A 22868-nucleotide genomic window follows, 5' to 3' on the forward strand; every position below is an offset into this window, starting at 1 on the left:
GGTTAAACTCCGGATTCGCGGAAATGAACAGCGCTGACCGCGCGCAGACGTTCAGCCGCCTGTTCTGCCGTCAGGTCACGCTGCGTCTCGGCCAGCATTTCATAACCGACCATAAACTTACGTACCGTGGCGGAGCGTAATAACGGCGGGTAAAAATGCGCATGCAACTGCCAGTGGCTGTGATCCTGTTGTGTGAAGGGCGCCCCGTGCCAGCCCATCGAGTAGGGGAAGGAGCACTGAAACAGGTTATCGTAACGGCTGGTCAGTTGCTTGAGGGCCAGCGCCAGGTCGCTGCGCTGTGCGTCGGTTAATTCGGTGATCCGCCGGACAGGCGCTTTGGGTAACAGCAGCGTTTCAAACGGCCAGGCCGCCCAGTAGGGCACCACGGCCAGCCAGTGTTCGGTTTCAACGACGGTACGGCTGCCGTCCCTGCGCTCACGTTCGGCGTAATCCACCAGCATGGGGGAGCCGTACTGGCGGAAATAGTCACTCTGCAGGCGGTCTTCACGTTCGGCTTCATTGGGCAGGAAACTGTTGGCCCACACCTGGCCATGCGGGTGCGGGTTCGAGCAGCCCATTGCCGCGCCTTTATTCTCAAAGACCTGAACCCACGGGTACGTCCGGCCCAGATCGGCGGTCTGCTCCTGCCAGGTTTTCACCACCTCTTCCAGCTCGCTCAGGCTCAGTTCCGGCAGGGTTTTGCTGTGATCCGGCGAGAAGCAGATAACGCGGCTGGTGCCGCGCGCGCTCTGGCTGCGCATCAGCGGATCGCTGCTTTCCGGCGCGTCCGGCGTGTCGGTCATCAGTGCCGCAAAGTCATTGGTAAAGACATACGTACCGGGATAATCGGGGTTTTTATCGCCGGTGACACGGGTGTTGCCCGGACATAAAAAACAGTCGGGATCGTGGGACGGCAGGGTCTGTTTCGCCGGGGTTTCCTGGGCGCCCTGCCAGGGGCGTTTGGCCCGGTGCGGCGATACCAGAATCCATTGCCCTGTCAGCGGGTTATAACGGCGATGCGGATGATCGACCGGGTTAAATTGCGTCATGATTCACCTTGTTTACATCACCCTCCGAAGAGGGGAAACCGATTCTACGGGGAGATGAGTTTTGCGGGGGGGGGCGCCGTGTTTATTCATGGTTTGGCAAGGCAATTTCTTTGCTGACACGCAGCCCCTGGTTGTCAAAAATCATGCAGTGCTGGCTGTCAAACGCGAGGGTGATTTTTTGCCATGGGCGGAAGTGCACATCGCCGGGGAGCAGGATTTTAATGTTGTCGTGGCCATAGCACTGGCCGAAGAGATAGGTATTGTTGCCGAGTCGTTCCACTACTTCGCACTGGAATTCCAGTTGCGTGCCGCGCGTGATATCCGTAGAGAGATGTTCCGGGCGGATCCCCAGCGTGACCTCCGCGCCAGGTTCAAGACGAGACGTAGTTATCTGAAGCGTTAATGAATGTCCCTGCGCGAGCGTGACCGTCAGCTCGCCCGGCTGCCACGCCTTAACGGTCGATGGCAGGAAATTCATTTTCGGCGAGCCGATAAACCCGGCGACAAACTTGTTTATCGGGTTGTAATAGAGCGCCATCGGCGAGCCCATCTGCTCAATATTGCCGTAATTCATCACCACGATTTTATCGGCCAGGGTCATCGCTTCCACCTGGTCGTGGGTGACATACACCATGGTCGTTTTCAGCTCCTGGTGCAGGCGCGCGATATGCAGACGCATCTCGACACGTAACTCGGCATCGAGGTTAGAGAGCGGTTCATCAAACATAAACACACGCGGGTTACGCACAATTGCGCGACCAATCGCCACGCGCTGGCGTTGACCGCCGGAGAGCTGTTTCGGCTTTCTGTCGAGCAGATGGCTGAGTTGCAAGGTCGTGGCGACCATCTCCACCTGACGGCGGATCTCCTCCTTCGGGACTTTATTGACCTTCAGCCCGTAACCCATATTCTCCGCCACGGTCATATGCGGATAGAGCGCGTAAGACTGGAACACCATCGACACGCCGCGATGGGCGGGGGCAACATCGTTCATCACCTCATCGCCAATCAATACTTCCCCTTCGCTTACCTCCTCCAGGCCAGCAATCATGCGCAGCATGGTCGATTTTCCACAGCCGGAAGGGCCGACAAACACGGCAAACTCGCCGTCTTCAATCGACAGATTCACATTGTTCAGCGTCACCGTATCACCAAAGCGCTTGGTGACATTCCTCAGTCGTATATTGGACATCAGCGTTCCCCGAAATTAGTAACCGTTATGTGCAGCGATAAGCGCGTTGTCAGATGTTTTTGTATTACGTATAACAATCAGACGACAGGGCTGCTCAACCGCGAAAATTCATGCTCAGACTATAACTTCCAGTGTTTTAGCGCCCTATATCGAATTTTCATTTCTGTTGCGTCTGTCACACAACTGACAGTTAATTCTCGTTTTGTTAGTCACTCAAGCGTAACGTATAACAAATTCAATTAAGCGTATAAATACGTTTTAACCCCAGTGATATCAGGTGATTTTAACGTTGTCTCATCGGATGTCATAACTTGAAAACCACTAGAATGTTATACCTTGACATGAGGGTGATAATGAAAAAGAGAACACTTACCGCACTGATCCTCTCTGCACTGGCTGCCGGCCAGCTTATTAGCCTGTCGGCGCATGCGGCGACAAAGCAGCTTAACGTCTGGGAAGACATTAAAAAGTCCGTCGGTATCCAGGACGCTGTCAAAGATTTTGAGCAAAAGTACGACGTTAAAGTGAATGTTCAGGAGATGCCCTACGCGCAGCAGCTGGAAAAATTACGCCTGGATGGCCCGGCAGGTATTGGGCCGGATGTGCTGGTTATCCCCAATGATCAGTTGGGCGGCGCGGTTGTGCAAGGGCTGCTGACCCCCCTGAATCTGGACAAAGAAAAGGTTGACGCCTTTACACCTGCATCCATTAATGCCTTCCGTCTGGATAACACGTTGTATGGCGTACCGAAAGCGGTCGAAACGCTGGTGCTGATTTACAACAAAGATCTGCTCGACAAACCGCTGCAAAGCCTGCCGGAGTGGCTCGACTATTCGAAAAAACAGCGTGAGCAGAACAAATACGGTCTGCTGGCCAAATTTGACCAAATCTACTACAGCTGGGGCGCTATCGGTCCCATGGGCGGCTATCTGTTCGGAAAAAACGACAAGGGCGGCTTCAACCCGAAGGATATCGGCCTGAATAAACCCGGCGCGGTAGAGGCGGTCACTTTCCTGAAAAAATTCTACAGCGAAGGGGTCTTCCCGTCGGGGATCCTCGGTGACAACGGGCTGAACGCCATCGATTCACTGTTCACCGAGAAAAAAGCTGCTGCGGTGATTAACGGCCCGTGGGCTTTCCAGCCGTATGAAGCCGCTGGCGTTAACTACGGCGTGGCGCCGCTGCCAAACCTGCCGGATGGCAAACCGATGAGCTCCTTCCTGGGTGTGAAAGGATATGTGGTCTCTACCTGGAGTAAAGATAAGCAACTGGCACAGCAATTTCTCGAATTCATCAACCAGCCGCAGTATGTGAAAACACGCTATATCGCCACCCGCGAGATCCCGGCGCAGAAAGCGATGATTGACGATCCGATGATCAAAAACGATGAGAAAGCCAGTGCGGTAGCGGTGCAGGCCGCGCGTGCCACGGCAATGCCGGGCATTCCGGAAATGGGGGAGGTCTGGGGACCGGCAAACGCGGCGCTGGAGCTGAGTCTGACCGGGAAGCAGGAACCACAGGCCGCGCTCGATGCCGCCACCAAACAAATTCATATGCAAGTTGAAGCCATGCAGGCCAGTAACCAGTAACCGCTTGTTGTAGCAGAACGGGAGGGCAACCTCCCGTTGTCGAAAAGGAGTCGTACGTGATTATCAGTCCCAGCGAGAATTTTGCCAAAACGCAAAGTGCTGGCCGTCATGCATGGTGCGGGCTGCTGCTGGCCATCGTGCCGGGCTTTGGTCAGTTTTATCATCGTCAGTGGTTAAAAGGCCTCATCTTTCTTGTTCTGTTGAGCAGTTTTACCGGCATTTTCTATGATTTTTTGCGCGAAGGACTCTGGGGGTTATATACCCTTGGGGAAGAAGTGCCGCGCGATAATTCGATCTTTTTGCTGGCGGAAGGGATCATCAGCGTACTGATCATCGCCTTTGGCGTGATGGTCTGGTCTCTTTCTTTGCGCGATGCATGGATTAACGGTAAAAAGCGTGACGAAGGCAAGCCGCTCAATAGTGTGCGCAAGCAGTATCAGATGCTACTCAGCGATGGGTTTCCTTATTTGATGATCACACCTGGCTTTATTCTGCTGGTGTTTGTGGTGATTTTCCCGATCCTGTTCGGCTTCTCTATCGCGTTCACCAATTACAACCTTTATCACACGCCGCCCGCCAAGCTGGTGGACTGGGTGGGATTAAAGAATTTCGTCAATATTTTTACCCTCTCTATCTGGCGTTCGACGTTTCTTGATGTGTTGCAGTGGACCGTGGTCTGGACGTTGCTGGCAACCACCCTGCAATGCACCGTTGGCGTACTGCTGGCGATTCTGGTCAATCAGAAAGACCTGCGGTTTAAGCCTCTGGTGCGCACCATCTTTATTCTGCCGTGGGCGGTGCCGGGTTTTGTCACCATTCTGGTATTCGCCGGGATGTTTAACGACTCCTTTGGCGTGATTAATAACGCGATTCTGGCGTTTTTTGGTATCGCACCGAAAGCGTGGCTTACCGACCCCTTCTGGACGAAGACGGCGCTGATCATGATGCAAACCTGGCTTGGTTTCCCGTTTGTCTTTGCGATGACCACCGGGGTATTGCAGGCAATCCCTGACGATCTGTATGAGGCGGCGAAGATGGATGGCGCCAGTACCTGGACACGCCTGCGCACGATTACGCTGCCGCTGGTGCTCTACTCGATTGCCCCGATCATCATCACCCAGTACACCTTCAACTTTAATAATTTCAACATCATCTACCTGTTTAACAACGGCGGCCCGGCGGTGGCAGGGGCAAACGCGGGGGGAACCGATATCCTGGTGTCGTGGATCTACAAGCTGACCATGTCCTCATCGCAGTATGCGATTGCCGCGACCATCACCATTTTGCTGTCGATTTTTGTCGTCGGCCTGGCGCTGTGGCAGTTCCGTGCCACCAAATCCTTTAAAAACGACGACATGGCATAAGGGAAGAAAAATGGCTAAATCACAAAGTATCCGCCGCGAAAAGTGGATCCGCCTGTCGCTCTCCTGGCTGGTTATCGTGCTGGTATCGGTGATTATTATCTATCCGCTGGTGTGGACGGTGGGTGCCTCACTGAATGCCGGTAACAGCCTGCTCAGCACATCGATAATCCCGGAGAATCTCTCATTCCAGCACTATGCCGATCTGTTTAACGGCCAGGTGAACTACCTGACCTGGTACTGGAATTCGATGAAGATCAGCCTGCTGACGATGATATTGACTTTAATCAGCGTCAGCTTTACCGCGTACGCCTTTTCGCGATTCCGCTTTAAAGGGCGCCAGAACGGCCTGATGCTGTTTTTGCTGTTGCAGATGATCCCGCAGTTCTCTGCGCTGATCGCCATCTTCGTGCTGTCGCAACTGCTGGGGTTGATCAACAGCCATATGGCGCTGGTGCTGATCTACGTTGCCGGGATGATCCCTATGAATACGTACCTGATGAAGGGGTATCTCGACGCCATTCCGCGCGATCTGGACGAATCGGCTCGCATGGATGGCGCCAGCAACTTCCGCATCTTTATCGAGATCATTATGCCGCTGTCCAAGCCGATTGTGGCGGTGGTCGCGCTGTTCTCCTTCACCGGACCGCTGGGGGATTTCATTCTCTCCAGCACCATTTTACGCACCCCGGACAAATACACGCTGCCGATAGGTCTGTACAACCTGGTGGCACAAAAAATGGGGGCCAGTTACACCACCTACGCGGCGGGCGCGGTGTTAATCGCCGTGCCGGTGGCCATTCTCTACCTCGCCTTACAAAAATACTTCGTCTCCGGCCTCACCTCCGGCAGCACTAAAGGATAACCACATGAAAAGATTTACACCCGCTCTGCTTGCTGTTTGTCTCTGTAGTTTGTCCGCCAGCGCTTTTGCCGCCGACGCGTTAAAGACGCGCCCGTTCAGCGGCATGCCAGCCGACTTTATTAAAGGGGCAGATATCTCAACCCTGCTGGATGCCGAAAAGCACGGGGCGAAGTTTTATAACGACAAGAATCAGCCGCAAGATGCGCTCGCCATCCTGAAAGCCAATGGCGTGAACTATGTGCGTCTGCGTTTATGGGTCGACCCGAAAGATGCGCAAGGCCAGGCCTACGGCGGCGGCGATAACGATCTGGCGACCACGCTCGCGCTGGCAAAACGCGCGAAAGCGCAGGGAATGAAGCTGCTGCTCGATTTCCACTACAGTGATTTCTGGACCGACCCGGGCAAACAATTCAAACCGAAAGCCTGGGAAAAAATGGATTATCCGCAGCTAAAAACGGCGATCCATGACTATACCCGCGACACCATTGCCCGTTTTAAACAGGAGGGTGTGCTGCCGGATATGGTGCAAATCGGCAATGAAATTAACTCCGGCATGCTGTGGCCGGAAGGCAAAAGCTGGGGGCAGGGCGGCGGTGAGTTTGACCGACTGGCAGGGTTGCTCAATTCCGCTATCGACGGGCTTAAAGAGAACCTGAAAAACGGCGAACAGGTGAAGATTATGCTGCACCTGGCCGAAGGCACGAAAAACGATACCTTCCGCTGGTGGTTTGATGAAATCACGAAACGCAATGTGCCGTTCGATGTGATTGGCTTGTCGATGTACACCTACTGGAACGGGCCGATCAGCGCGTTGCAGAGCAATATGGACGACATCAGCAAACGCTACAACAAAGATGTCATTGTGGTGGAAGCGGCTTATGGCTATACGCTGGCCAACTGCGATAACGCTGAAAATAGCTTTCAGGAAAAAGAAGAGAAAGCTGGCGGCTACCTTGGCACCGTGCAGGGGCAATATGACTATATCCACGATTTAATGCAGTCGGTTGCCAATGTTCAGGGCCATCGCGGCAAAGGTATTTTTTATTGGGAACCGAGCTGGATTGCGGTTCCCGGAAATACCTGGGCGACGCAGGCGGGAATGAATTATATCAACGACAAATGGAAAGAAGGCAATGCGCGGGAAAACCAGGCGTTGTTTGATTGTCAGGGGAAAGTACTGCCGTCGGTGAAAGTTTTTAATTAACTCTGGTGTTGTAAATTTCAGGATCTTTAATATGAATAAATTTGCGCCTTTAAGCCCGAAGGTTGTCTCGCTATTGCATGGCGCGGACTATAACCCGGAGCAATGGGAGAATTATCCAGGCATTATTGATAAAGATATTGCCATGATGAAACAAGCAAAATGCAATGTCATGTCGGTCGGGATATTTAGCTGGTCAAAACTGGAACCGCGAGAAGGGGAGTTTAATTTCGTCTGGCTGGATTCGGTTATTGAAAAGTTATATGCGGCGGGAATACATATTTTCCTCGCCACGCCGAGCGGCGCACGGCCTGCCTGGATGTCGCAGAAATACCCGGAAGTACTGCGTGTCGGACGCGATCGCGTCCCGGCACTGCACGGTGGGCGGCATAATCATTGTATGACCTCGCCGGTGTACCGGGAAAAAACGCTGAAAATCAATACGCTGTTAGCGGAACGCTATGCACACCATCCGGCGGTCCTCGGCTGGCATATCTCCAACGAGTATGGCGGCGAATGCCACTGCGATTTGTGTCAGCAAAAATTCCGTGACTGGTTGAAAGCTCGTTATCAGACGCTGGAAAACCTCAACCACGCCTGGTGGAGCGATTTCTGGAGCCACACCTATACCGACTGGTCGCAAATCCAGTCGCCGTCGCCGCAGGGCGAAGTGTCAATCCACGGCCTGAATCTTGACTGGCGACGCTTTAACACCGCGCAGGTCACCGATTTCTGCCGCCATGAAATCGCTCCGTTGAAAGCGGCGAATGCGCAGCTTCCGGTGACCACCAACTTTATGGAGTATTTCTACGATTACGATTACTGGCAGCTCGCGCCGGCGCTCGATTTTATCTCCTGGGACAGCTATCCCATGTGGCACCGGGACAAAGACGAAACGCAGCTTGCCTGCTACACCGCGATGTACCACGACATGATGCGCACGCTTAAGGGCGGCAAGCCGTTTGTGTTGATGGAGTCAACGCCGAGCGTCACCAACTGGCAGCCGACCAGCAAAGTGAAAAAGCCGGGGATGCATATCTTATCCTCGTTACAGGCGGTAGCGCACGGTGCGGATTCGGTACAGTACTTCCAGTGGCGTAAAAGTCGCGGTTCTGTCGAGAAGTTCCACGGCGCGATCATCGATCATGTCGGTCATCTTGATACCCGCGTCGGGCGTGAAGTATGCGCGCTGGGTGAGATGCTCGAAAAACTCACCCCGGTGATGGGGTGTCGTACCGATGCGCGCGTGGCGGTCATCTTTGACCAGCAAAACCGCTGGGCGCTGGACGATGCTGAAGGGCCGCGCAACAAGGGGATGGAGTATGAAAAAACGGTCAATGAACACTACCGCCCGTTCTGGGAAAAAGGCATTGCGGTCGATGTCATTAACGCCGACGCCGATTTGAGCCGTTATCAACTGGTGATCGCACCGATGCTGTATATGGTACGCGAAGGGTTTGCTGAACGCGCCGAGGCCTTTGTTGCGGCGGGTGGGCATCTGGTCACGTCCTACTGGACCGGGGTGGTGAACGAGAGCGATCTCTGTTATCTCGGCGGTTTCCCTGGCCCGCTGCGCAAGCTGATTGGCATCTGGGCTGAGGAGATCGACTGTCTGGATGACAATGAGCGCAACCTGGTGCAGGGGCTGGCGGGGAACGATGCCGGATTACAGGGGCCGTATCAGGCGCGTCATCTGTGTGAACTGATTCATGCAGAGAGCGCCAAACCACTGGCGACTTATCGGGATGACTTCTATGCCGGTCGCCCGGCGGTGACGGTCAACCCGTTCGGTAAAGGTAAGGCCTGGCACGTAGCTTCGCGCAACGATCTGGCGTTCCAGCGCGATTTCTTTGCCAGCCTTATAGATGAACTGGCGCTACCGCGCGCCGTTGAACAGGATTTCCCGCCAGGTGTTGTGGCCACAGCACGTACCGACGGGGAGACCACGTTTGTCTTTATTCAGAACTTTAGCGCCCAGCAACAGACGATAACCCTGCCCCAAGGCTATCAGGATTGTCTGTCTACCGCGTCCGTCAGTGGTTCGCTGACATTGACGCCCTGGGATTGCCGTGTTGTTCGCCGTCAGGCGTAAGGTCTGACTTATGCGCCTGCCCATTCGGGCAGGCTTTTTTTTATCTGTCGAAAATCAGGAGTCGATGATGGTGAGTCTTAAATCCTTCCTGCACTACTTCTCTGAACCGAAAAATGCCGCAGCAGCGCCCATCAGCGAAGCTGAGCGGCAATTGATCCAGCGGCTGGTGCAGGCATTTGGTGGTGCGCAGAATATTGAGAATGTGGATGCCTGTCTGACCCGGTTACGCGTAACGGTGAAAGACCTGGCCATTGTGGACTCCCAGGCGCTGCAACATGCAGGGGCGCTGGGGGTCATTATTATTGGTCAACAGGTGCATGCCATATTTGGCAAGCAGTCCGATGCGCTGCGCAAGTTACTGGATGAACATTTCTTTTCCCGCACATAAATAAAAAGGGATACCCGCAAGGGTATCCCGAAATAAATAAAAGGAAAACAATGGCAATATAAATACTGTCAGGTAATAACCCGGCAGTTCTCGGAGATAAATAACGAGGGTAATACATTACTAAACAAAATCATCTCGCGTTATATCGCGACGGTAGCACTGGACATATCCGAGGGCTTATTGATATAAGCAATCGGTAGTAACTGATGCAACTGATAAAGCGATAACGGGGATGATAATGTTTATTTACCACCAGGCTTCGACCTGTACGCCAAAGTTCCACGTATTATTTTTGGTTCCATCTTCAAATGACTTACCATTTTCCGAATCATTTAAATACGAAGCAAATACGCGTAATTCAGGGCGTGACATAAATTCCGGGCCATCTGCCAGACCCACCGCGAAGGTGTATTTTTCGCCGCTCTGTTTGTAATGGGTGCCGTTTTTATAGTCGTCTTTCTGATAGAAACCACCGACTTCACCGATCAGGCGAACATAGTTGGTCATCTGATACTGCGCGCGACCGACCAGTGAAACCAGGCGGGTTTTATCGGTATATTCCGTAATATCATTAGCAGATCCGTAGGTCAGCACGTGGTTGAGCGAGAATTTGCTGGTAATTGGAATGAGCCCGGTGTTGATCACGCGATAACCGCTGGCGTCGTTCACATAATGCCACATGTCATACCAGCCGCCGCCCTGCGATACCATGTTCTGCGCCAGCCCTTTGTTGGCATATTGCAGCACCAGTTTGTTGTAGCCGCCAAACATATCCTGACTGATTTCGCCGGTCACCATGACACCGTCATCCGCTTCGTATAATCCGCCGTAATCTTTCTGTTTTTTGGTCGGATTTGGCATCGCGTAGTCAATGCCGAACTCTGTCCAGGCGCCTGACCACGGCTTCCATCCCGCGTAGCGAACGTCGATATAGTTGATGTTGACGTCATTGTCATTATCGACGCGGTAATCAACATCATTGGCGTCACCGCGGATCCAGGCCACCGAGACTGCACCTGGCCCGACGGTATAGTTTTCGACCCCGGCGCCGGAACCGGAGATATTCCAGTATTTGGTATCAATGATATGCAGATCGTGGCGCTGGTAGTAACGCTTACCGCCCCAGATAACCGCATTGGGATCGTTGGGAATAAGCCCTTTAATTTGCAGGTTCAACTGGCGTAAGCCGAACTGTGCGTCGTCGCCAATGGTGGTTTCGTTGTCGTTAGAACCGTCAGAAACCATGCTGACCATACTGTCGAGGTAAAAACTCACGTCATCTTTTTTATAGACTTCGGAACCCAGTTCCAGCTCACCGTAGGTATCGGTTTCGTTACCCAGACGACCCAGTTTGTTCTTTTGCCACTCAACCTGTCCGCCATCGCCGGACACGCCTACGCCGCCGCGCAGGTAACCGTGAAAGTCGATAGGGACAGATGTCGCAGCCAGCAAAGAAGTTGAAGTCAGCGCAGTGGCTAACGCAAGAGAGAGAGTGCGTAGCGTAGTGTTCATATCATTCCTCTTATTGTTTTGTATTACGTTCACATAAGCAGTGTCATAAAATGCCTAAATGTAAAAACTGGCAAACTAACGATTGTGAATATGTGATTAACTGCAAATAAATCAGCGTATTTTGTTACAGATAGCGAATCTGTTCACAATGTTGGCGGTTGTGAGCGTCATACTTATTTTGTTAAAATGACGCGGAGGGATGCGTGACGAGCGTTTTTTCAGGTCGCCCCTGTTACACTTGGCGTATAACAACATAAGGAACCGGACCATGAAGTCTAAAAGTGCAACGCTGGAAGACGTAGCCCGTCATGCGGGTGTCTCCTACCAGACCGTGTCCAGGGTACTCAACAAATCTGCCAATGTATCCGAAACCACGCGTTTAAAAGTGGAGAAATCCATAGAGTTATTGCGTTATGTACCGAACCGGCTGGCGCAGCAGCTAGTCGGTAAGCAAAGCCAGACCATCGGCCTGGTGACCACCTCTCTGGCGCTCCATGCTCCTTCACAGGTGGCGGCGGCGGTGAAACGCTACGCCAATCTGGATGGCTACCAGGTGTTGATTTCAATGATCGATGAGAACGTCAATCAAGATATTCAATTCGCCATCAACGAACTCAAGTCGCAACTGGTGGATAAAGTCATTATCAACGTGCCGCTGGAAACCGAAGAGGCGCAACGCATCGCTTCTGACAACGATGACATTGTCTGCTTGTTCCTCGATGTCGATCCCTACAGTTCCGTGTTTAACGTTTCGTTTAACCCGGCAGACGGCACCCGTGCCAGCGTCAAACATCTCTATGACCTGGGCCACCGGGAGATTGCGCTGCTGGCCGGGCCGGAAACCTCCGTGTCAGCCAACCTGCGGCTGAAAAGCTGGCTAGATACGCTTAACAGTTATGGACTGAAACCGGTGACCATTTTTCATGGTACCTGGGATGCGCAGAGCGGTTATGCGGGCGCGTTGCAGATGTTACGTGAAACACCGAATTTCACCGCCGTGCTGGTGGGGAACGACCAGATGGCGCTCGGCGTACTCAGCGCATTTCATCAACACCAGGTCGCTATTCCGGGTGAGAAATCGGTCGTGGGTTATGACGGGACCTATGAAAGTTCGTTCTTCCATCCGGCATTGACCACCGTTTCGCTGGATCTCGATTTGCAGGGAAAGGAAGCGGTGCGCCGCCTGCTCGATAGCGGCCACGGTGATTCGGCGCGCAGTTCGTCAGTGTTACCGGCGAAGCTTATCGTCCGTCACTCCACCGGGGGTGTACAGGAACAGGAGATTAACCTGCAGGATATCGCCCGGCAATTGCAGGAAATAGCACATAAGCTGTGGAAGTAACTCACGTTTGGCTACTGACGCCATACCAAAGCCCGTCGCTTTTTGTTGCATCCCGTTTAACCGTGCTACTGCGCGATGGGTTCGTCAAATGCGGTCGGCGTGAAGCGGGGGAGAGGTGATTCACGTGGATAGATACGGGCGCCATTCTCTCCCCTGTGCTGGTCGCCAGCGGATTACTCGATAACACCACTGTCAGACTGCCGCAACCGCCCGGTGATGGCGATCAGCGCATGAACGTCTTCTGGCGTCAGCTTATCGAGAAAATTCCGCCGCACACTTTCCGTATGCACTGGCCGTGCTTTGGCGAGTAGCTGACATCCAGCTTGCGTAATACTTACCGAAATACCTGCGAAGTGAGTGCGGCTTCTCTGTACAAGTTCTCGGGAGGCCATGCGTGAGAGCTGGTGTGAAAGCCGGGACTTGTCCCACTCGAGGTACTCCAGCAGATCACGCTGAAGAAGTGCGCCATGTGGATTTTTACTGAGTGCCATAAGGATCATGAAATCCGGACCGGACAGACCGGTAGCATCATTAATGTCCCTGACAATACGCCCCGTTATCACTTCTGCAAGCCGACGATAGCTGCGCCATGCCATCCACTCTTCGTCTGAAATCTCTGCGGTCGTCATAATTTATCCAGAACTCCTGGTTGATGTATCAACTATGTGGTTATACAGTATACGTTTTGACGCCTGAGAAAAAGACACGTGTCGGACAAACTGAACATCGCCATCGTTGGCGGAGGCCCAGCGGGTCTCACTGCGGCCGTTATCCTTCAGCGCAGCGGTTTTAACATAACCGTATTCGAAGACGAATCTGCTGATTCTGAGCGCAGTCAGGGAGGCTCGCTTGATTTGCACGCTGACAGCGGTCAGGAAGCGCTGCGCAGAACAGGCCTGCTTGCGCAATTCCTAAAAATAGCCAGGCATGAGGATCAGCAAAGCAGGGTGCTGAACTACCGTACCGGAGAAGTTGAGGGCGACATGCTTACGCCGGAAGGCGAAATGGATAAACCTGAAATTGACCGTGGCGAGCTGAAAAATCTGCTGCTAAATGCCCTCTTACCCGAAACCATTCAGTGGGGGCATAAACTTCATTACATTGACTACGGCCTGAATGGAAAGCACGGGCTAAATTTCAGAAACGGCAGGCGTGTTGAAGCCGACATTATCATTGGTGCGGATGGTGCCTGGTCGCGGGTCAGAACTTACCTGACGCCGGAGCGCCCGTTTTACACGGGGATTACCTTTTTTGAAGGCTGGATAGACCAACCAACCGGGGGAATCAATAGCATTGCGGGAAAAGGGACTGCATTCAGCTTTGGAGGGGCTCAGGCGCTCATTACACAACGGAACGGCGGGGGGAGGATTTGCGTATACGCGGCCCTGAAACGCGACATGGATATCCTTAATCAAGATATAGCGTCTTCCGGGATTAACGCCTGTGTACGTGACGGCTACAAGGACTGGGCTCCTTGCCTGCAGTCAGTCGTTAATGCGACCGGTGATTATGTCAGGCGTCCGATTTACAGCCTGCCCATAGATTTTGGCTGGACGCCGCGTCCAGGCATAACGCTCATTGGCGATGCGGCGCATCTGATGCCGCCCGTGGGCGTAGGTGTCAACCTGGCCATGCTTGATGCCTCAGACGTTGCTCTGGCATTGTGCGAGGCATCGCATCCGCTGAACGGGTTACGCTATGCGGAAACCATCATCATGGAACGTGCGCGCGATATTATGCCCGGCGCAATATCTGGCTTTCAGAACTGGTTCAGCGAAAAAGAATAGCCTGACGATTCTGCTTACGCACGGTTATGTCGGTCTCTTTTTCCATCATAAAGGCTCATCAAACCGGTCTCGTGCGCACGGTGAGCATTTAAGGTGTCGATAAATTGAAACAGCACTCAACATGCGACGGGATGCTCTGCAAGCATTGAAATCCGTGGCATATAGCGCAAATCGACTGAACGTGTAGTGACATTCCTTCAATCCGATAACCCGTAAAAGAGAGCTACTGCGTTTTCTTGTCGTCATCACTGATGCTCGCTTCTGGCACAGAGCGGTCGGCATGCGGGGAGGCCACTCTGCTCTGACCTCAAAGTGGACATTATTCTCGCTGATATGCAGTATGACTCGCAGAAATGAATGCTCCGGTAGATGAGGTTGTGCGGGTGTAAATTAACCTCATTGCGCCACACCACGAAAGTAATAACGTATGAGTAACAGACCTTCCTTCCAATATCATTTTCCCCTAAAGAACAGAAGAGCATTGCCGATATTATTTTCTAAACAGGGAGGAAAATGATGCAAGGATTGGCCGTTAATTTAGCCCGTGGTCTCATACTCGCCATACCGCTCTTCGCGAGTTGTCATCAAATAAAACGACCAGCACATCGCTGCATGCTGTTAATGCGTCTGAGTTACCTCTCTGTTAGTAATAACAATTCAAAAACAAATACCACAAGGAAATTACATTAATGAGTCATTTCATTAGCAAGAGTGGAGCAGGCAAAGCTGCTACCTTATGTGTCATGTTATTATTAGCTGGCTGTAGTACTTATTTTTCTAAACCTGCGCTGTATGTTCCCCCCGCGAACTCGCCGGATATCGCGAAGATTCGTTTGATGGGCGCACCCATGAGTTACGCTCTGTATCAGAAAGACAGTGATGGTAAGGAAACCGGCGGCTGGGTTCAGGAACATAGTGCTTATTTCAATATTCTCCTTGGCAATACCCATAATCTGGGGTTTCCTAAATTAAAAAATAAAGATTATAGCGACACCTTTTTCGAAACGACTTTACTTCCCGATCGTCTGACAACCATCCATCACTCTTTACACGGTGGTTGCAGTGTTAATTTGGATTTTACCCCGAAGAAAAAAGCGTTGTATGAGGTTCATTACAGCTATGCCGACAAGACCGGTTACTGCGTCATTTATGTAAAAGAAATTAAATACGACGCTGACATGGGTATTTATTACGAGGATAATGTGAAATGAAAATAAAACATTTCCTTCTGCTGGCGTTGAGTACCATTGCGTTGAGCGGTTGTACTGCAAACGTAGACAAAACACGGATGTCTGATTTAAATAATTACTCAGAGAAGGTCATCCGGGACAGTATTGTTGTGGGTAAATCCACCAAAAAGGATGTGCTGTTACTCCTTGGGGCTCCTCTCACGCCAAAAGACTTTAAAACGGTAAACACCTGGATTTACGCTTCAAAGGTGGTGGATCGTCGCCTCTATTTCTTTATTCCGGTATTCCGCGACCGGGATCAACTGCTGTTGCTGCAATTCAATGATGCTGGTGTCGTGAGCAAAATGGATTACACCGAGAAGTAATTCATCGGCAGGCGTAATGCCTGCCGGCTTTTTCAATCACTGATTTCTCGCCCCCGGCCTGTAAGCATGCTTATTACCAAAATAAGCACAGAGAAACGCGACGGCCATAAACGTCAGGAACGGCCAGGGAAATGTGACTATCCGCTATAAAAATGATGCACCATCACAAATTGTTGTGCTGGGTAATGCCGGCAATTAAGGGCTGGGCTGGCTGCTAATATACGGCATCTGTGACGTACTGCTCTATGCCGTCGTCGCAAATTTTCCTTAACCGGAAGAACAATCTCTGCTCACTCTAATAAGTATAGCTGGGGTGATAAACTGGCGTTAATACCAGGGCCGCAAGCCAACAGGCGAGATAAGCGATTCCCATACCTGAATGGCTGCGGACCGTATTTAATATCCAATAAACATTAACGCCAGTCGTCAGTCAGGTCTTTCAATTGGAAGATGCCGTGGGTCTGATGGTTATTTCTGTTGTATCAACACTCTCTGGAGCCTCAATGACCTGCCGTACGGCACGGGCAATATCCGCAGGTTTAAGTGCAACAGAACGGTACACGTCCATCGCCGCTTTGGTTTCCGCATGCGTAATGGTGGAAGCCAGCTCACTTTCTACCACGCCAGGATTGACACAGGTCACGCGTATATTCGAACTTTCCTGACGTAAACCATCTGAAATCGCTCGTACTGCGAATTTTGACGCGCAATAGACGGCGGCAGTTGGTACGACAGCAAGGGCGCCGATAGACCCCACATTGATTATCTGACCGGAGCCCTGCGCTTCCATTACAGGAAGAACAGCGCCTATCCCCCAGAGCACTCCCTTGATATTCACGTCGACAATGCGTTCCCACTCATCCTGTTTGCCAGCTGCAAGTGGAGAAAGCGGCATGACGCCCGCATTGTTGATCAGCACGTCGATTCGGCCCCATTGTTCCAGAGCGACCTGCACGAAGTCCGCCATCGACGGGCGGCTGGTGACATCTAACTCCCGCGCCAGGGCAATACCGCCCGCGCTGCGGATGTCTTCGGCAATGGCGTCGATACGCTCCTGTCGGCGAGCCCCTAATAACACCTTCGCGCCTGCATTTCCAAGCTCTCTGGCAATACCTTCCCCAATCCCGCTGGATGCGCCGGTAATTAATATCACTTTATTCATAGCATGCTCCTTTCGTTGAGTTCGAAACGATCATAGAACGTCATGATTGGTTCCAGTATTCTGGTTTCATTGGACTCACTGGTTAGCAATGTTAAACAATGAAAATTGATCTTAATCTTTTACCTGTTTTTCTCGCGGTGGCCGAAGAACGTAATTTCAGCGCCGCCGCTGCGCGTCTGGATGTCACCCGATCGGCGGTGAGCCAGGGAATCAGGCGGCTTGAGGACGCGTTCGGCACAATGCTGGTAATGCGCACGACTCGCTCAGTAACGCTGACGGAAGCCGGAGAGCGGCTGCGTCAATCCCTGTCATCACCGTTATCGAGTATTGAAGCGGCGTTTGAAGAAGTGGCGTCGGACGTTATGCCACGAGGATGTCTTCGGATCGCAGTGACCTCGATTGCCGAAGCGTTTCTTTCCGGTCCGCTGATCGCCTCGTTTGCGGCAGCCTATCCAGCCGTGACGGTTGATATTGTCGTGACGGATGAAGAGTTCGATATTGTGGCTGCGGGTTATGATGCTGGCGTAAGGCTTGGGGAGGTTATCGAAAAGGATATGGTTGCCGTCCCGCTTACAGGAAAGCAGCGTGAAATGGCGGTTGCCTCGCCCGCGTATCTAGCGGCGAACAACGTACCCTCCCATCCTCGCGAATTGATCCATCATCGATGTATCGGCTGGCGTCCAGCCAAAGATGTTGCCCCTTATCGCTGGGAATTTGAAGAGGCGGGAGAACCTTTCAACCTGGCGATTGAACCACAGATCACGACGAACGATCTGCGCCTGATGTTGCGGCTCGCGCTTGCCGGTGGCGGCATTACGTTTGCCACGGAGGACACGTTCAGACCTTTTGTTGAAAAAGGGCAGCTTGTCTCATTGCTGGACGAGTTTCTGCCTTATTTCCCGGGTTTCTATCTCTACTTTCCTCATCGCCGCAATATGGCGCCAAAACTCCGTGCCCTTGTCGACCATGTCAGGCGATGGCGGCAGCAGGAACTGTAATAGCGGAGAACAGCGCTGAAAAGGTAGAACGCGACAGGTGGGTCAATATTCAAAAACTCACCTGGTTAATCCATATTCTGTAAATTCAAAAATCCATATTTTTTAAAGATGGTATTTAAGTTATTTTTTTAAATTAATAAGTTAATTAATGATGTCACTTTTATGTTTTTTTGTGTAATTGTAAAGTCCATCACAGAAACACAGGTTACAGCAAATTCGTCCATATTTTCGCATGTCACTCACTGACACTCTGCCCCAGTGCTGATTTACTTTCATTCGATACCTTACTTTTTTGCAGGCAGGAAAAATGGCTTCTATGAGTAGTGATTCTGTAGTGTTACCGCGCGCACTACGTGATACCCGACGCATGAATTTGTTTGTTTCTATCTCGGCTGCTGTTGCGGGGCTGTTGTTTGGTCTGGATATCGGGGTGATTTCCGGTGCATTGCCCTTTATTTCCGAGCATTTTGCGCTTTCCAGCCGTTTACAGGAGTGGGTCGTCAGCAGCATGATGCTGGGCGCAGCGCTAGGTGCGCTTTTCAACGGGTGGTTATCATTTCGTCTAGGGCGTAAATACAGCCTGATGGCGGGCGCAATACTTTTTGTCGCAGGTTCACTTGGCTCTGCTTTTGCCCACAATGTTGAGGTGTTGTTGCTCTCCCGCGTGCTGCTGGGCGTTGCGGTCGGCATTGCCTCTTACACTGCACCACTTTATCTCTCTGAAATGGCCAGCGAAAATGTGCGTGGGAAGATGATCAGCATGTACCAGTTGATGGTCACCTTAGGCATTGTGCTGGCGTTCCTTTCCGATACTGCTTTCAGCTACAGTGGCAATTGGCGAGCCATGCTCGGTGTGCTGGCGCTGCCTGCGGTTGTCCTGATTATTCTGGTCGTGTTTCTGCCCAATAGCCCACGCTGGCTGGCCCAAAAAGGGCGACACATTGAGGCAGAAGAGGTACTGCGTATGTTGCGTGATACCTCTGAAAAGGCGCGCGATGAACTGAACGAGATCCGCGAAAGTTTGAAGCTGACGCAGGGTGGTTTCCAGTTGTTCAAAGCTAATCGTAATGTGCGCAGAGCCGTGTACCTTGGCATGCTGTTGCAGGCGATGCAGCAATTCACGGGCATGAATATTATTATGTATTACGCGCCACGCATTTTTAAAATGGCTGGATTTACAACCACTGAGCAGCAGATGATCGCCACCCTTGTGGTTGGGCTGACTTTTATGTTCGCCACGTTTATTGCGGTATTCACCGTCGATAAAGCCGGGCGTAAACCTGCGCTGAAAATCGGTTTTAGCGTGATGGCTATCGGCACGCTGATCCTCGGATACTGCCTCATGCAGTTCGATAACGGTTCGCCATCAAGCAGTCTTTCATGGCTTTCTGTCGGTATGACGATGATGTGTATTGCAGGGTATGCGATGAGCGCGGCACCGGTTGTATGGATCCTGTGCTCTGAGATCCAGCCTTTAAAATGCCGTGATTTCGGCATTACCTGTTCAACCACCACAAACTGGGTATCGAACATGATTATCGGCGCAACCTTCCTTACCCTGCTTGACGCGATTGGCGCGGCGGGTACGTTCTGGCTCTACACCGCACTCAATCTGGCTTTCATTGCATTAACGTTCTGGCTGATTCCGGAAACCAAAAATGTGACGCTGGAACATATTGAACGTCGTCTTATGACGGGTGAAAAACTGCGTAATATTGGGATGTAATTTATCGCGCGTAATTTATCCCGCATTGGTGAGCAGTAAAGCAGGTTAATTAATAAATTAGCCTGCTTTAATCCAGAATCCTTACCGATACACTATCTTTGCTAAATTATGGCCGCTGCGGTGAGCCAAATTTTGCAGCAATCATTTCAGCGGTAGGTTGTATTCCACCAAGACTCCACTGTTCCGGTTCATGCTCGTCAATTCGGACCCATACGGAACGGCGAAACTCCGGATCGCCTTTGCCCTCGATTTCAACAATAAGGTCAGTCATACGGCGCAGAAGTTCATTTTTTTGCGCCGGGCTCAAAATCCCTTTAATGGTTTGCACATTGACGAAGGGCATTGTATTCTCCTGAAATAGCTGGGTATGAAAATCATACTTAGATTAAGAGGCAACTGCAGACATGTCAAAAGATAATTCATTACCGTACTTACTACCTGAGCTTTGCGGGCTTGCCGCAGCAGCAGAACTACTTGGTGATCAATGGGTTTTGTTGATTCTACGGGAAGCTTTTTACGGGATAACGCGCTTTGAAACGATGCGTGAACATACAAAAATGACAAAACAGACCCTGGCAAACCGATTAAAAAAAATGACTGAACTCGGTCTGCTGTGCAAAATGCCCTATCAGGAAGAGGGGGCTCGTGAACGCTATGAATATGTTCTCACACCAAAAAGCCGATCTCTGGCACCGCTTCTTATTTCCCTGATGGAATGGGGGCATAAAAACCTATTGCATGATGAGCCGCATATTTCATTAATTAATAAAAGTACGGGAGACGTAGTACATAGCGCATTTGTCTCAGCGAAGGGAGAGGTTGTTGATGCTAACAACCTCCAGATAGTGGCTTTTAAACGTTAATTTCTCTCTTGCGCTAGTTTTCGCGGGTTGTGCCGCGCTGGTTTCCTGACGGAATTTTCACAAACCGGCTTTGCTAATATAAGCCTGTAAGCCCGCGGCAAGAATATCAAATACCGTTTTACAGGCCTTGCTGTGGCGCAAGTCTTCATGCATCACAAGCCAGGTGTCGAGATGAAACGCAAAAAAATCAGGCATCACTCTCTCTAACGGAACAGGAAAATCGGCCAGTTGAACCTGACACATTCCTATACCCGCACCGGCGCGGATAAGGTTCAATTGCGCCACATCACTGTCAGTGCGCACGGTAAAGCGTTCACGATTTAACTGAGGAAAGTGTTTCAGTGCCTGTAAAATAAAGGGTGTCGTTTTATCAAAGCCCACAAGCGTATGGGTGAACAACGCGTCAATACTCTCCGGTGCGGCGTGGCGTGCCAGATAGGATGGCGAGGCATGCAGACCAATTTCAATACTGCCTAACCGACGCGCAATCAGTTGTTCCTGCACCGGTGTGCTCATGCGTACCGCAATATCCGCTTCCCGGTTCAATAAATCCTGCATTCGGTTAGACAGCACCAGTTCAAGGATAAGCTGCGGATAATCTTCTTTAATTCGTGCAATCAGAGGTGGCAGCACCTCAGTGCCGATAATTTCGCTCGCCGAAACGCGAACCACGCCATGTAAGCCGGCGGAGTGGGCACTGAAGCTGGCAGCCGAACGCTCAATCATACTGGCGGTGTTTTCCATCGCTTGTGCATGGCCTTGCAGCGCGGCTGCCGCATCCGTGGGCTGCAGGCCCGTTTGCGAACGTGTAAACAAAACCAGACCAAGGGCGGATTCCAGTGCCGCTATGTGACGCCCCGCAGTGGGCTGGGTAATCGCCAGCAGACGGGCTGCCCCCGACAGGGAACCTTCTTTCATCACTGCGAGGAAGGTTCGATACCATTCCCATGGAATATTTTGCTTCATACAAAAATGCATACCTGCTGTCTGATGTCATGCAATTACATTTAGCCCGCGTGGGCTTTACGATGTCAAGCAGACATCCAGCAAAGGCAAGAAAATGAAAAGTAAAAACACGGTACTCATACTGGGCGCAACGGGTGGAATCGGCGGTGAAATCGCCCGTAAACTCATCCGCGAAAAATGGGACGTTCGTGCGTTGCGCCGCAATACGCCACAGAATGAAGAGCATGGGGATATAACGTGGATAAACGGTGATGCGCTGAATGCTGAGCAGGTCGCGGCTGCCGCGTCACGGTGTAGTGTGATAGTTCATGCTGTTAATCCGCCGGGTTATCGAAACTGGGAACAACTGGTTTTGCCCATGTTACAGAATACCATCAATGCCGCAGAGAAAAATGGCGCATTAATCGTTCTCCCCGGCACCGTTTACAACTACGGTCCGGACGCCTTTCCACTCTTGCGGGAAGACTCTCCCCAACATCCTGTCACCCGAAAAGGGGCAATACGGGTGCAAATGGAGAAGGCCTTATTCGCTTACGCGCAGCGTGGCGGAAAGGTGCTGATTCTGCGCGCCGGTGACTTCTTTGGCCCTGACGCAGGCAACAACTGGTTTTCGCAGGGATTGATCAAACCGGGGCAACACCCGCGGATAATTAAAAATCCTGGCAAAGCTGGGACAGGCCATCAATGGGCCTATCTGCCGGATGTCGCCGAAACGCTGGTTGCGCTGTTAGCGCGTCGGGAGCAACTTGACCCTTTTGCCTGTTTTCATATGCGAGGACACTGGGATGAAGATGGTACGGCGATGACTGGAGCCATACAGCGTGTCGCACAACGTGCGGGTGTGAATGCAAAAGTAAAATCTTTCCCCTGGTGGCTCATTAGGGCGATGGCGCCTTTCAACACCACGCTGCATGAAATGCAGGAGATGCGCTATTTATGGGAACAGGCAATACAGATGGACAACGCCAAACTGATCGCTTTTTTAGGCCACGAACCGCATACCCCGCTTATTGAGGCTGTGCGTAGCACTTTAATCGGCCAGGGCTGCATTAACGAGGCGTTATTGCCGCATTCGTGAGCGGTGCAGGGGGTGACATCGAGTGCCACTTCTGGTGCGCAGCGGCAAAGTCAGGCATAGAGAGGTCCGCTGCGAGCGAACAGCGAAAGTTCGTAATTTATCCCATAGTTGATGGTGCGTTAATAGATGGAGATCAGGTCAG

Annotated in this window: 21 protein-coding genes; 14 read left to right on the top strand and 7 right to left on the bottom strand. The window is 51.8% G+C overall.

What is annotated here, in order from left to right; all coding sequences use genetic code 11:
- Nucleotides 1–2: 2 nt before the first annotated feature.
- On the bottom strand, nt 3–1049 hold the full coding sequence (galT, locus tag L2097_RS05410; protein ID WP_250352292.1) for a galactose-1-phosphate uridylyltransferase: 1047 nt from the start codon (nt 1047–1049) through the stop codon (nt 3–5).
- An 82-nt stretch (nt 1050–1131) separates the two neighbouring features.
- The gene (locus tag L2097_RS05415; RefSeq protein ID WP_047370122.1) at nt 1132–2241 is read right to left on the bottom strand and encodes an ABC transporter ATP-binding protein; all 1110 of its coding nucleotides are present in this window, start codon (nt 2239–2241) and stop codon (nt 1132–1134) included.
- A gap of 353 nt (nt 2242–2594) precedes the next feature.
- Here L2097_RS05415 and L2097_RS05420 point away from each other — a divergent pair, with 353 nt between their 5' ends.
- From L2097_RS05420 to L2097_RS05445, 6 genes are all read left to right on the top strand, one after another.
- The gene (locus L2097_RS05420; protein WP_047370123.1) at nt 2595–3830 is read left to right on the top strand and encodes an extracellular solute-binding protein; all 1236 of its coding nucleotides are present in this window, start codon (nt 2595–2597) and stop codon (nt 3828–3830) included.
- A gap of 56 nt (nt 3831–3886) precedes the next feature.
- Nucleotides 3887–5194, top strand: coding sequence for a carbohydrate ABC transporter permease (locus L2097_RS05425; protein ID WP_047370124.1), 1308 nt, complete (start codon nt 3887–3889; stop codon nt 5192–5194).
- A gap of 10 nt (nt 5195–5204) precedes the next feature.
- Nucleotides 5205–6056 (top strand): sugar ABC transporter permease, encoded by an 852-nt coding sequence (locus L2097_RS05430; protein WP_047370125.1) that lies wholly within the window; start codon nt 5205–5207, stop codon nt 6054–6056.
- Between the two features lie 4 nt (nt 6057–6060).
- Nucleotides 6061–7260, top strand: coding sequence for a glycoside hydrolase family 53 protein (locus L2097_RS05435; protein ID WP_250352293.1), 1200 nt, complete (start codon nt 6061–6063; stop codon nt 7258–7260).
- Between the two features lie 31 nt (nt 7261–7291).
- Nucleotides 7292–9349, top strand: a complete 2058-nt coding sequence (locus L2097_RS05440; RefSeq protein ID WP_250352294.1) for a beta-galactosidase — start codon at nt 7292–7294, stop codon at nt 9347–9349.
- A 67-nt stretch (nt 9350–9416) separates the two neighbouring features.
- Nucleotides 9417–9737, top strand: a complete 321-nt coding sequence (locus L2097_RS05445) for a PTS sugar transporter subunit IIB (RefSeq protein ID WP_047370128.1) — start codon at nt 9417–9419, stop codon at nt 9735–9737.
- Between the two features lie 246 nt (nt 9738–9983).
- Here L2097_RS05445 and L2097_RS05450 read toward each other — a convergent pair whose 3' ends face one another.
- Complete coding sequence (locus L2097_RS05450; RefSeq protein WP_250352295.1) at nt 9984–11249, bottom strand: maltoporin; 1266 nt, start codon at nt 11247–11249, stop codon at nt 9984–9986.
- A gap of 268 nt (nt 11250–11517) precedes the next feature.
- On the opposite strand from L2097_RS05450, the gene L2097_RS05455 reads away from it, so the two are divergent.
- Nucleotides 11518–12591 (top strand): LacI family DNA-binding transcriptional regulator, encoded by a 1074-nt coding sequence (locus L2097_RS05455; protein WP_142518291.1) that lies wholly within the window; start codon nt 11518–11520, stop codon nt 12589–12591.
- A gap of 173 nt (nt 12592–12764) precedes the next feature.
- Here the strand turns inward: L2097_RS05455 and L2097_RS05460 are convergent, their stop codons facing one another.
- Nucleotides 12765–13220 carry a MarR family winged helix-turn-helix transcriptional regulator gene (locus tag L2097_RS05460; RefSeq protein ID WP_250352296.1) on the bottom strand — a complete coding sequence of 152 codons (456 nt, stop codon included), beginning with the start codon at nt 13218–13220 and terminating at the stop codon, nt 12765–12767.
- A 78-nt stretch (nt 13221–13298) separates the two neighbouring features.
- Here L2097_RS05460 and L2097_RS05465 point away from each other — a divergent pair, with 78 nt between their 5' ends.
- The 3 genes from L2097_RS05465 to bamE all read left to right on the top strand — a co-directional run bounded on the left by L2097_RS05465 (nt 13299) and on the right by bamE (nt 15933).
- Nucleotides 13299–14378, top strand: coding sequence for an FAD-dependent oxidoreductase (locus tag L2097_RS05465; protein ID WP_250352297.1), 1080 nt, complete (start codon nt 13299–13301; stop codon nt 14376–14378).
- A 689-nt stretch (nt 14379–15067) separates the two neighbouring features.
- A complete protein-coding gene (locus L2097_RS05470; protein WP_229222878.1) occupies nt 15068–15589 on the top strand; it encodes a hypothetical protein in 522 nt (173 codons plus the stop codon).
- Complete coding sequence (bamE, locus tag L2097_RS05475) at nt 15586–15933, top strand: outer membrane protein assembly factor BamE domain-containing protein (protein ID WP_250352298.1); 348 nt, start codon at nt 15586–15588, stop codon at nt 15931–15933. Before L2097_RS05470 ends, bamE begins: the two co-directional genes overlap by 4 nt.
- 439 nt (nt 15934–16372) lie before the next feature.
- On the opposite strand, the gene L2097_RS05480 is transcribed toward bamE, so the two are convergent.
- On the bottom strand, nt 16373–17095 hold the full coding sequence (locus L2097_RS05480) for an SDR family oxidoreductase (protein WP_250352299.1): 723 nt from the start codon (nt 17093–17095) through the stop codon (nt 16373–16375).
- 98 nt (nt 17096–17193) lie between these two features.
- Between L2097_RS05480 and L2097_RS05485 the strand changes: the two genes are divergently transcribed.
- Both L2097_RS05485 and araE read left to right on the top strand, forming a co-directional pair.
- Nucleotides 17194–18093, top strand: a complete 900-nt coding sequence (locus tag L2097_RS05485; protein ID WP_085007693.1) for a LysR family transcriptional regulator — start codon at nt 17194–17196, stop codon at nt 18091–18093.
- 307 nt (nt 18094–18400) lie between these two features.
- Entirely contained in the window at nt 18401–19819 is a 1419-nt protein-coding gene (gene araE, locus L2097_RS05490) for an arabinose-proton symporter AraE (protein ID WP_115465160.1), read from the top strand.
- A 106-nt stretch (nt 19820–19925) separates the two neighbouring features.
- Here araE and L2097_RS05495 read toward each other — a convergent pair whose 3' ends face one another.
- Nucleotides 19926–20162: a tautomerase family protein gene (locus tag L2097_RS05495; RefSeq protein ID WP_085007691.1), complete on the bottom strand. Its 237-nt coding sequence runs from the start codon at nt 20160–20162 to the stop codon at nt 19926–19928.
- A gap of 61 nt (nt 20163–20223) precedes the next feature.
- Between L2097_RS05495 and L2097_RS05500 the strand changes: the two genes are divergently transcribed.
- Nucleotides 20224–20682 (top strand): winged helix-turn-helix transcriptional regulator, encoded by a 459-nt coding sequence (locus L2097_RS05500; protein WP_047370137.1) that lies wholly within the window; start codon nt 20224–20226, stop codon nt 20680–20682.
- Nucleotides 20683–20739: 57 nt separating this feature from the next.
- Here L2097_RS05500 and L2097_RS05505 read toward each other — a convergent pair whose 3' ends face one another.
- Nucleotides 20740–21648 carry a LysR family transcriptional regulator gene (locus L2097_RS05505; RefSeq protein ID WP_250352300.1) on the bottom strand — a complete coding sequence of 303 codons (909 nt, stop codon included), beginning with the start codon at nt 21646–21648 and terminating at the stop codon, nt 20740–20742.
- A gap of 94 nt (nt 21649–21742) precedes the next feature.
- On the opposite strand from L2097_RS05505, the gene L2097_RS05510 reads away from it, so the two are divergent.
- The gene (locus tag L2097_RS05510) at nt 21743–22726 is read left to right on the top strand and encodes an NAD-dependent epimerase/dehydratase family protein (RefSeq protein ID WP_250352301.1); all 984 of its coding nucleotides are present in this window, start codon (nt 21743–21745) and stop codon (nt 22724–22726) included.
- Nucleotides 22727–22868: the final 142 nt, after the last annotated feature.

This window comes from Citrobacter sp. MNAZ 1397, from assembly GCF_023613995.1.
In the GTDB taxonomy this organism is placed as follows: Bacteria; Pseudomonadota; Gammaproteobacteria; order Enterobacterales; family Enterobacteriaceae; genus Phytobacter; species Phytobacter ursingii.

Coding starts and splice junctions, on each gene's coding strand:
- galT (WP_250352292.1), bottom strand. CDS start 1,049: ATGACGCAATTTAACCCGGTCGATCATCCGCATCGCCGTTATAACCCG.
- L2097_RS05415 (WP_047370122.1), bottom strand. CDS start 2,241: ATGTCCAATATACGACTGAGGAATGTCACCAAGCGCTTTGGTGATACG.
- L2097_RS05420 (WP_047370123.1), top strand. CDS start 2,595: ATGAAAAAGAGAACACTTACCGCACTGATCCTCTCTGCACTGGCTGCC.
- L2097_RS05430 (WP_047370125.1), top strand. CDS start 5,205: ATGGCTAAATCACAAAGTATCCGCCGCGAAAAGTGGATCCGCCTGTCG.
- L2097_RS05435 (WP_250352293.1), top strand. CDS start 6,061: ATGAAAAGATTTACACCCGCTCTGCTTGCTGTTTGTCTCTGTAGTTTG.
- L2097_RS05440 (WP_250352294.1), top strand. CDS start 7,292: ATGAATAAATTTGCGCCTTTAAGCCCGAAGGTTGTCTCGCTATTGCAT.
- L2097_RS05445 (WP_047370128.1), top strand. CDS start 9,417: ATGGTGAGTCTTAAATCCTTCCTGCACTACTTCTCTGAACCGAAAAAT.
- L2097_RS05450 (WP_250352295.1), bottom strand. CDS start 11,249: ATGAACACTACGCTACGCACTCTCTCTCTTGCGTTAGCCACTGCGCTG.
- L2097_RS05455 (WP_142518291.1), top strand. CDS start 11,518: ATGAAGTCTAAAAGTGCAACGCTGGAAGACGTAGCCCGTCATGCGGGT.
- L2097_RS05460 (WP_250352296.1), bottom strand. CDS start 13,220: ATGACGACCGCAGAGATTTCAGACGAAGAGTGGATGGCATGGCGCAGC.
- L2097_RS05470 (WP_229222878.1), top strand. CDS start 15,068: ATGAGTCATTTCATTAGCAAGAGTGGAGCAGGCAAAGCTGCTACCTTA.
- bamE (WP_250352298.1), top strand. CDS start 15,586: ATGAAAATAAAACATTTCCTTCTGCTGGCGTTGAGTACCATTGCGTTG.
- L2097_RS05480 (WP_250352299.1), bottom strand. CDS start 17,095: ATGAATAAAGTGATATTAATTACCGGCGCATCCAGCGGGATTGGGGAA.
- L2097_RS05485 (WP_085007693.1), top strand. CDS start 17,194: ATGAAAATTGATCTTAATCTTTTACCTGTTTTTCTCGCGGTGGCCGAA.
- araE (WP_115465160.1), top strand. CDS start 18,401: ATGGCTTCTATGAGTAGTGATTCTGTAGTGTTACCGCGCGCACTACGT.
- L2097_RS05495 (WP_085007691.1), bottom strand. CDS start 20,162: ATGCCCTTCGTCAATGTGCAAACCATTAAAGGGATTTTGAGCCCGGCG.
- L2097_RS05500 (WP_047370137.1), top strand. CDS start 20,224: ATGTCAAAAGATAATTCATTACCGTACTTACTACCTGAGCTTTGCGGG.
- L2097_RS05505 (WP_250352300.1), bottom strand. CDS start 21,648: ATGAAGCAAAATATTCCATGGGAATGGTATCGAACCTTCCTCGCAGTG.
- L2097_RS05510 (WP_250352301.1), top strand. CDS start 21,743: ATGAAAAGTAAAAACACGGTACTCATACTGGGCGCAACGGGTGGAATC.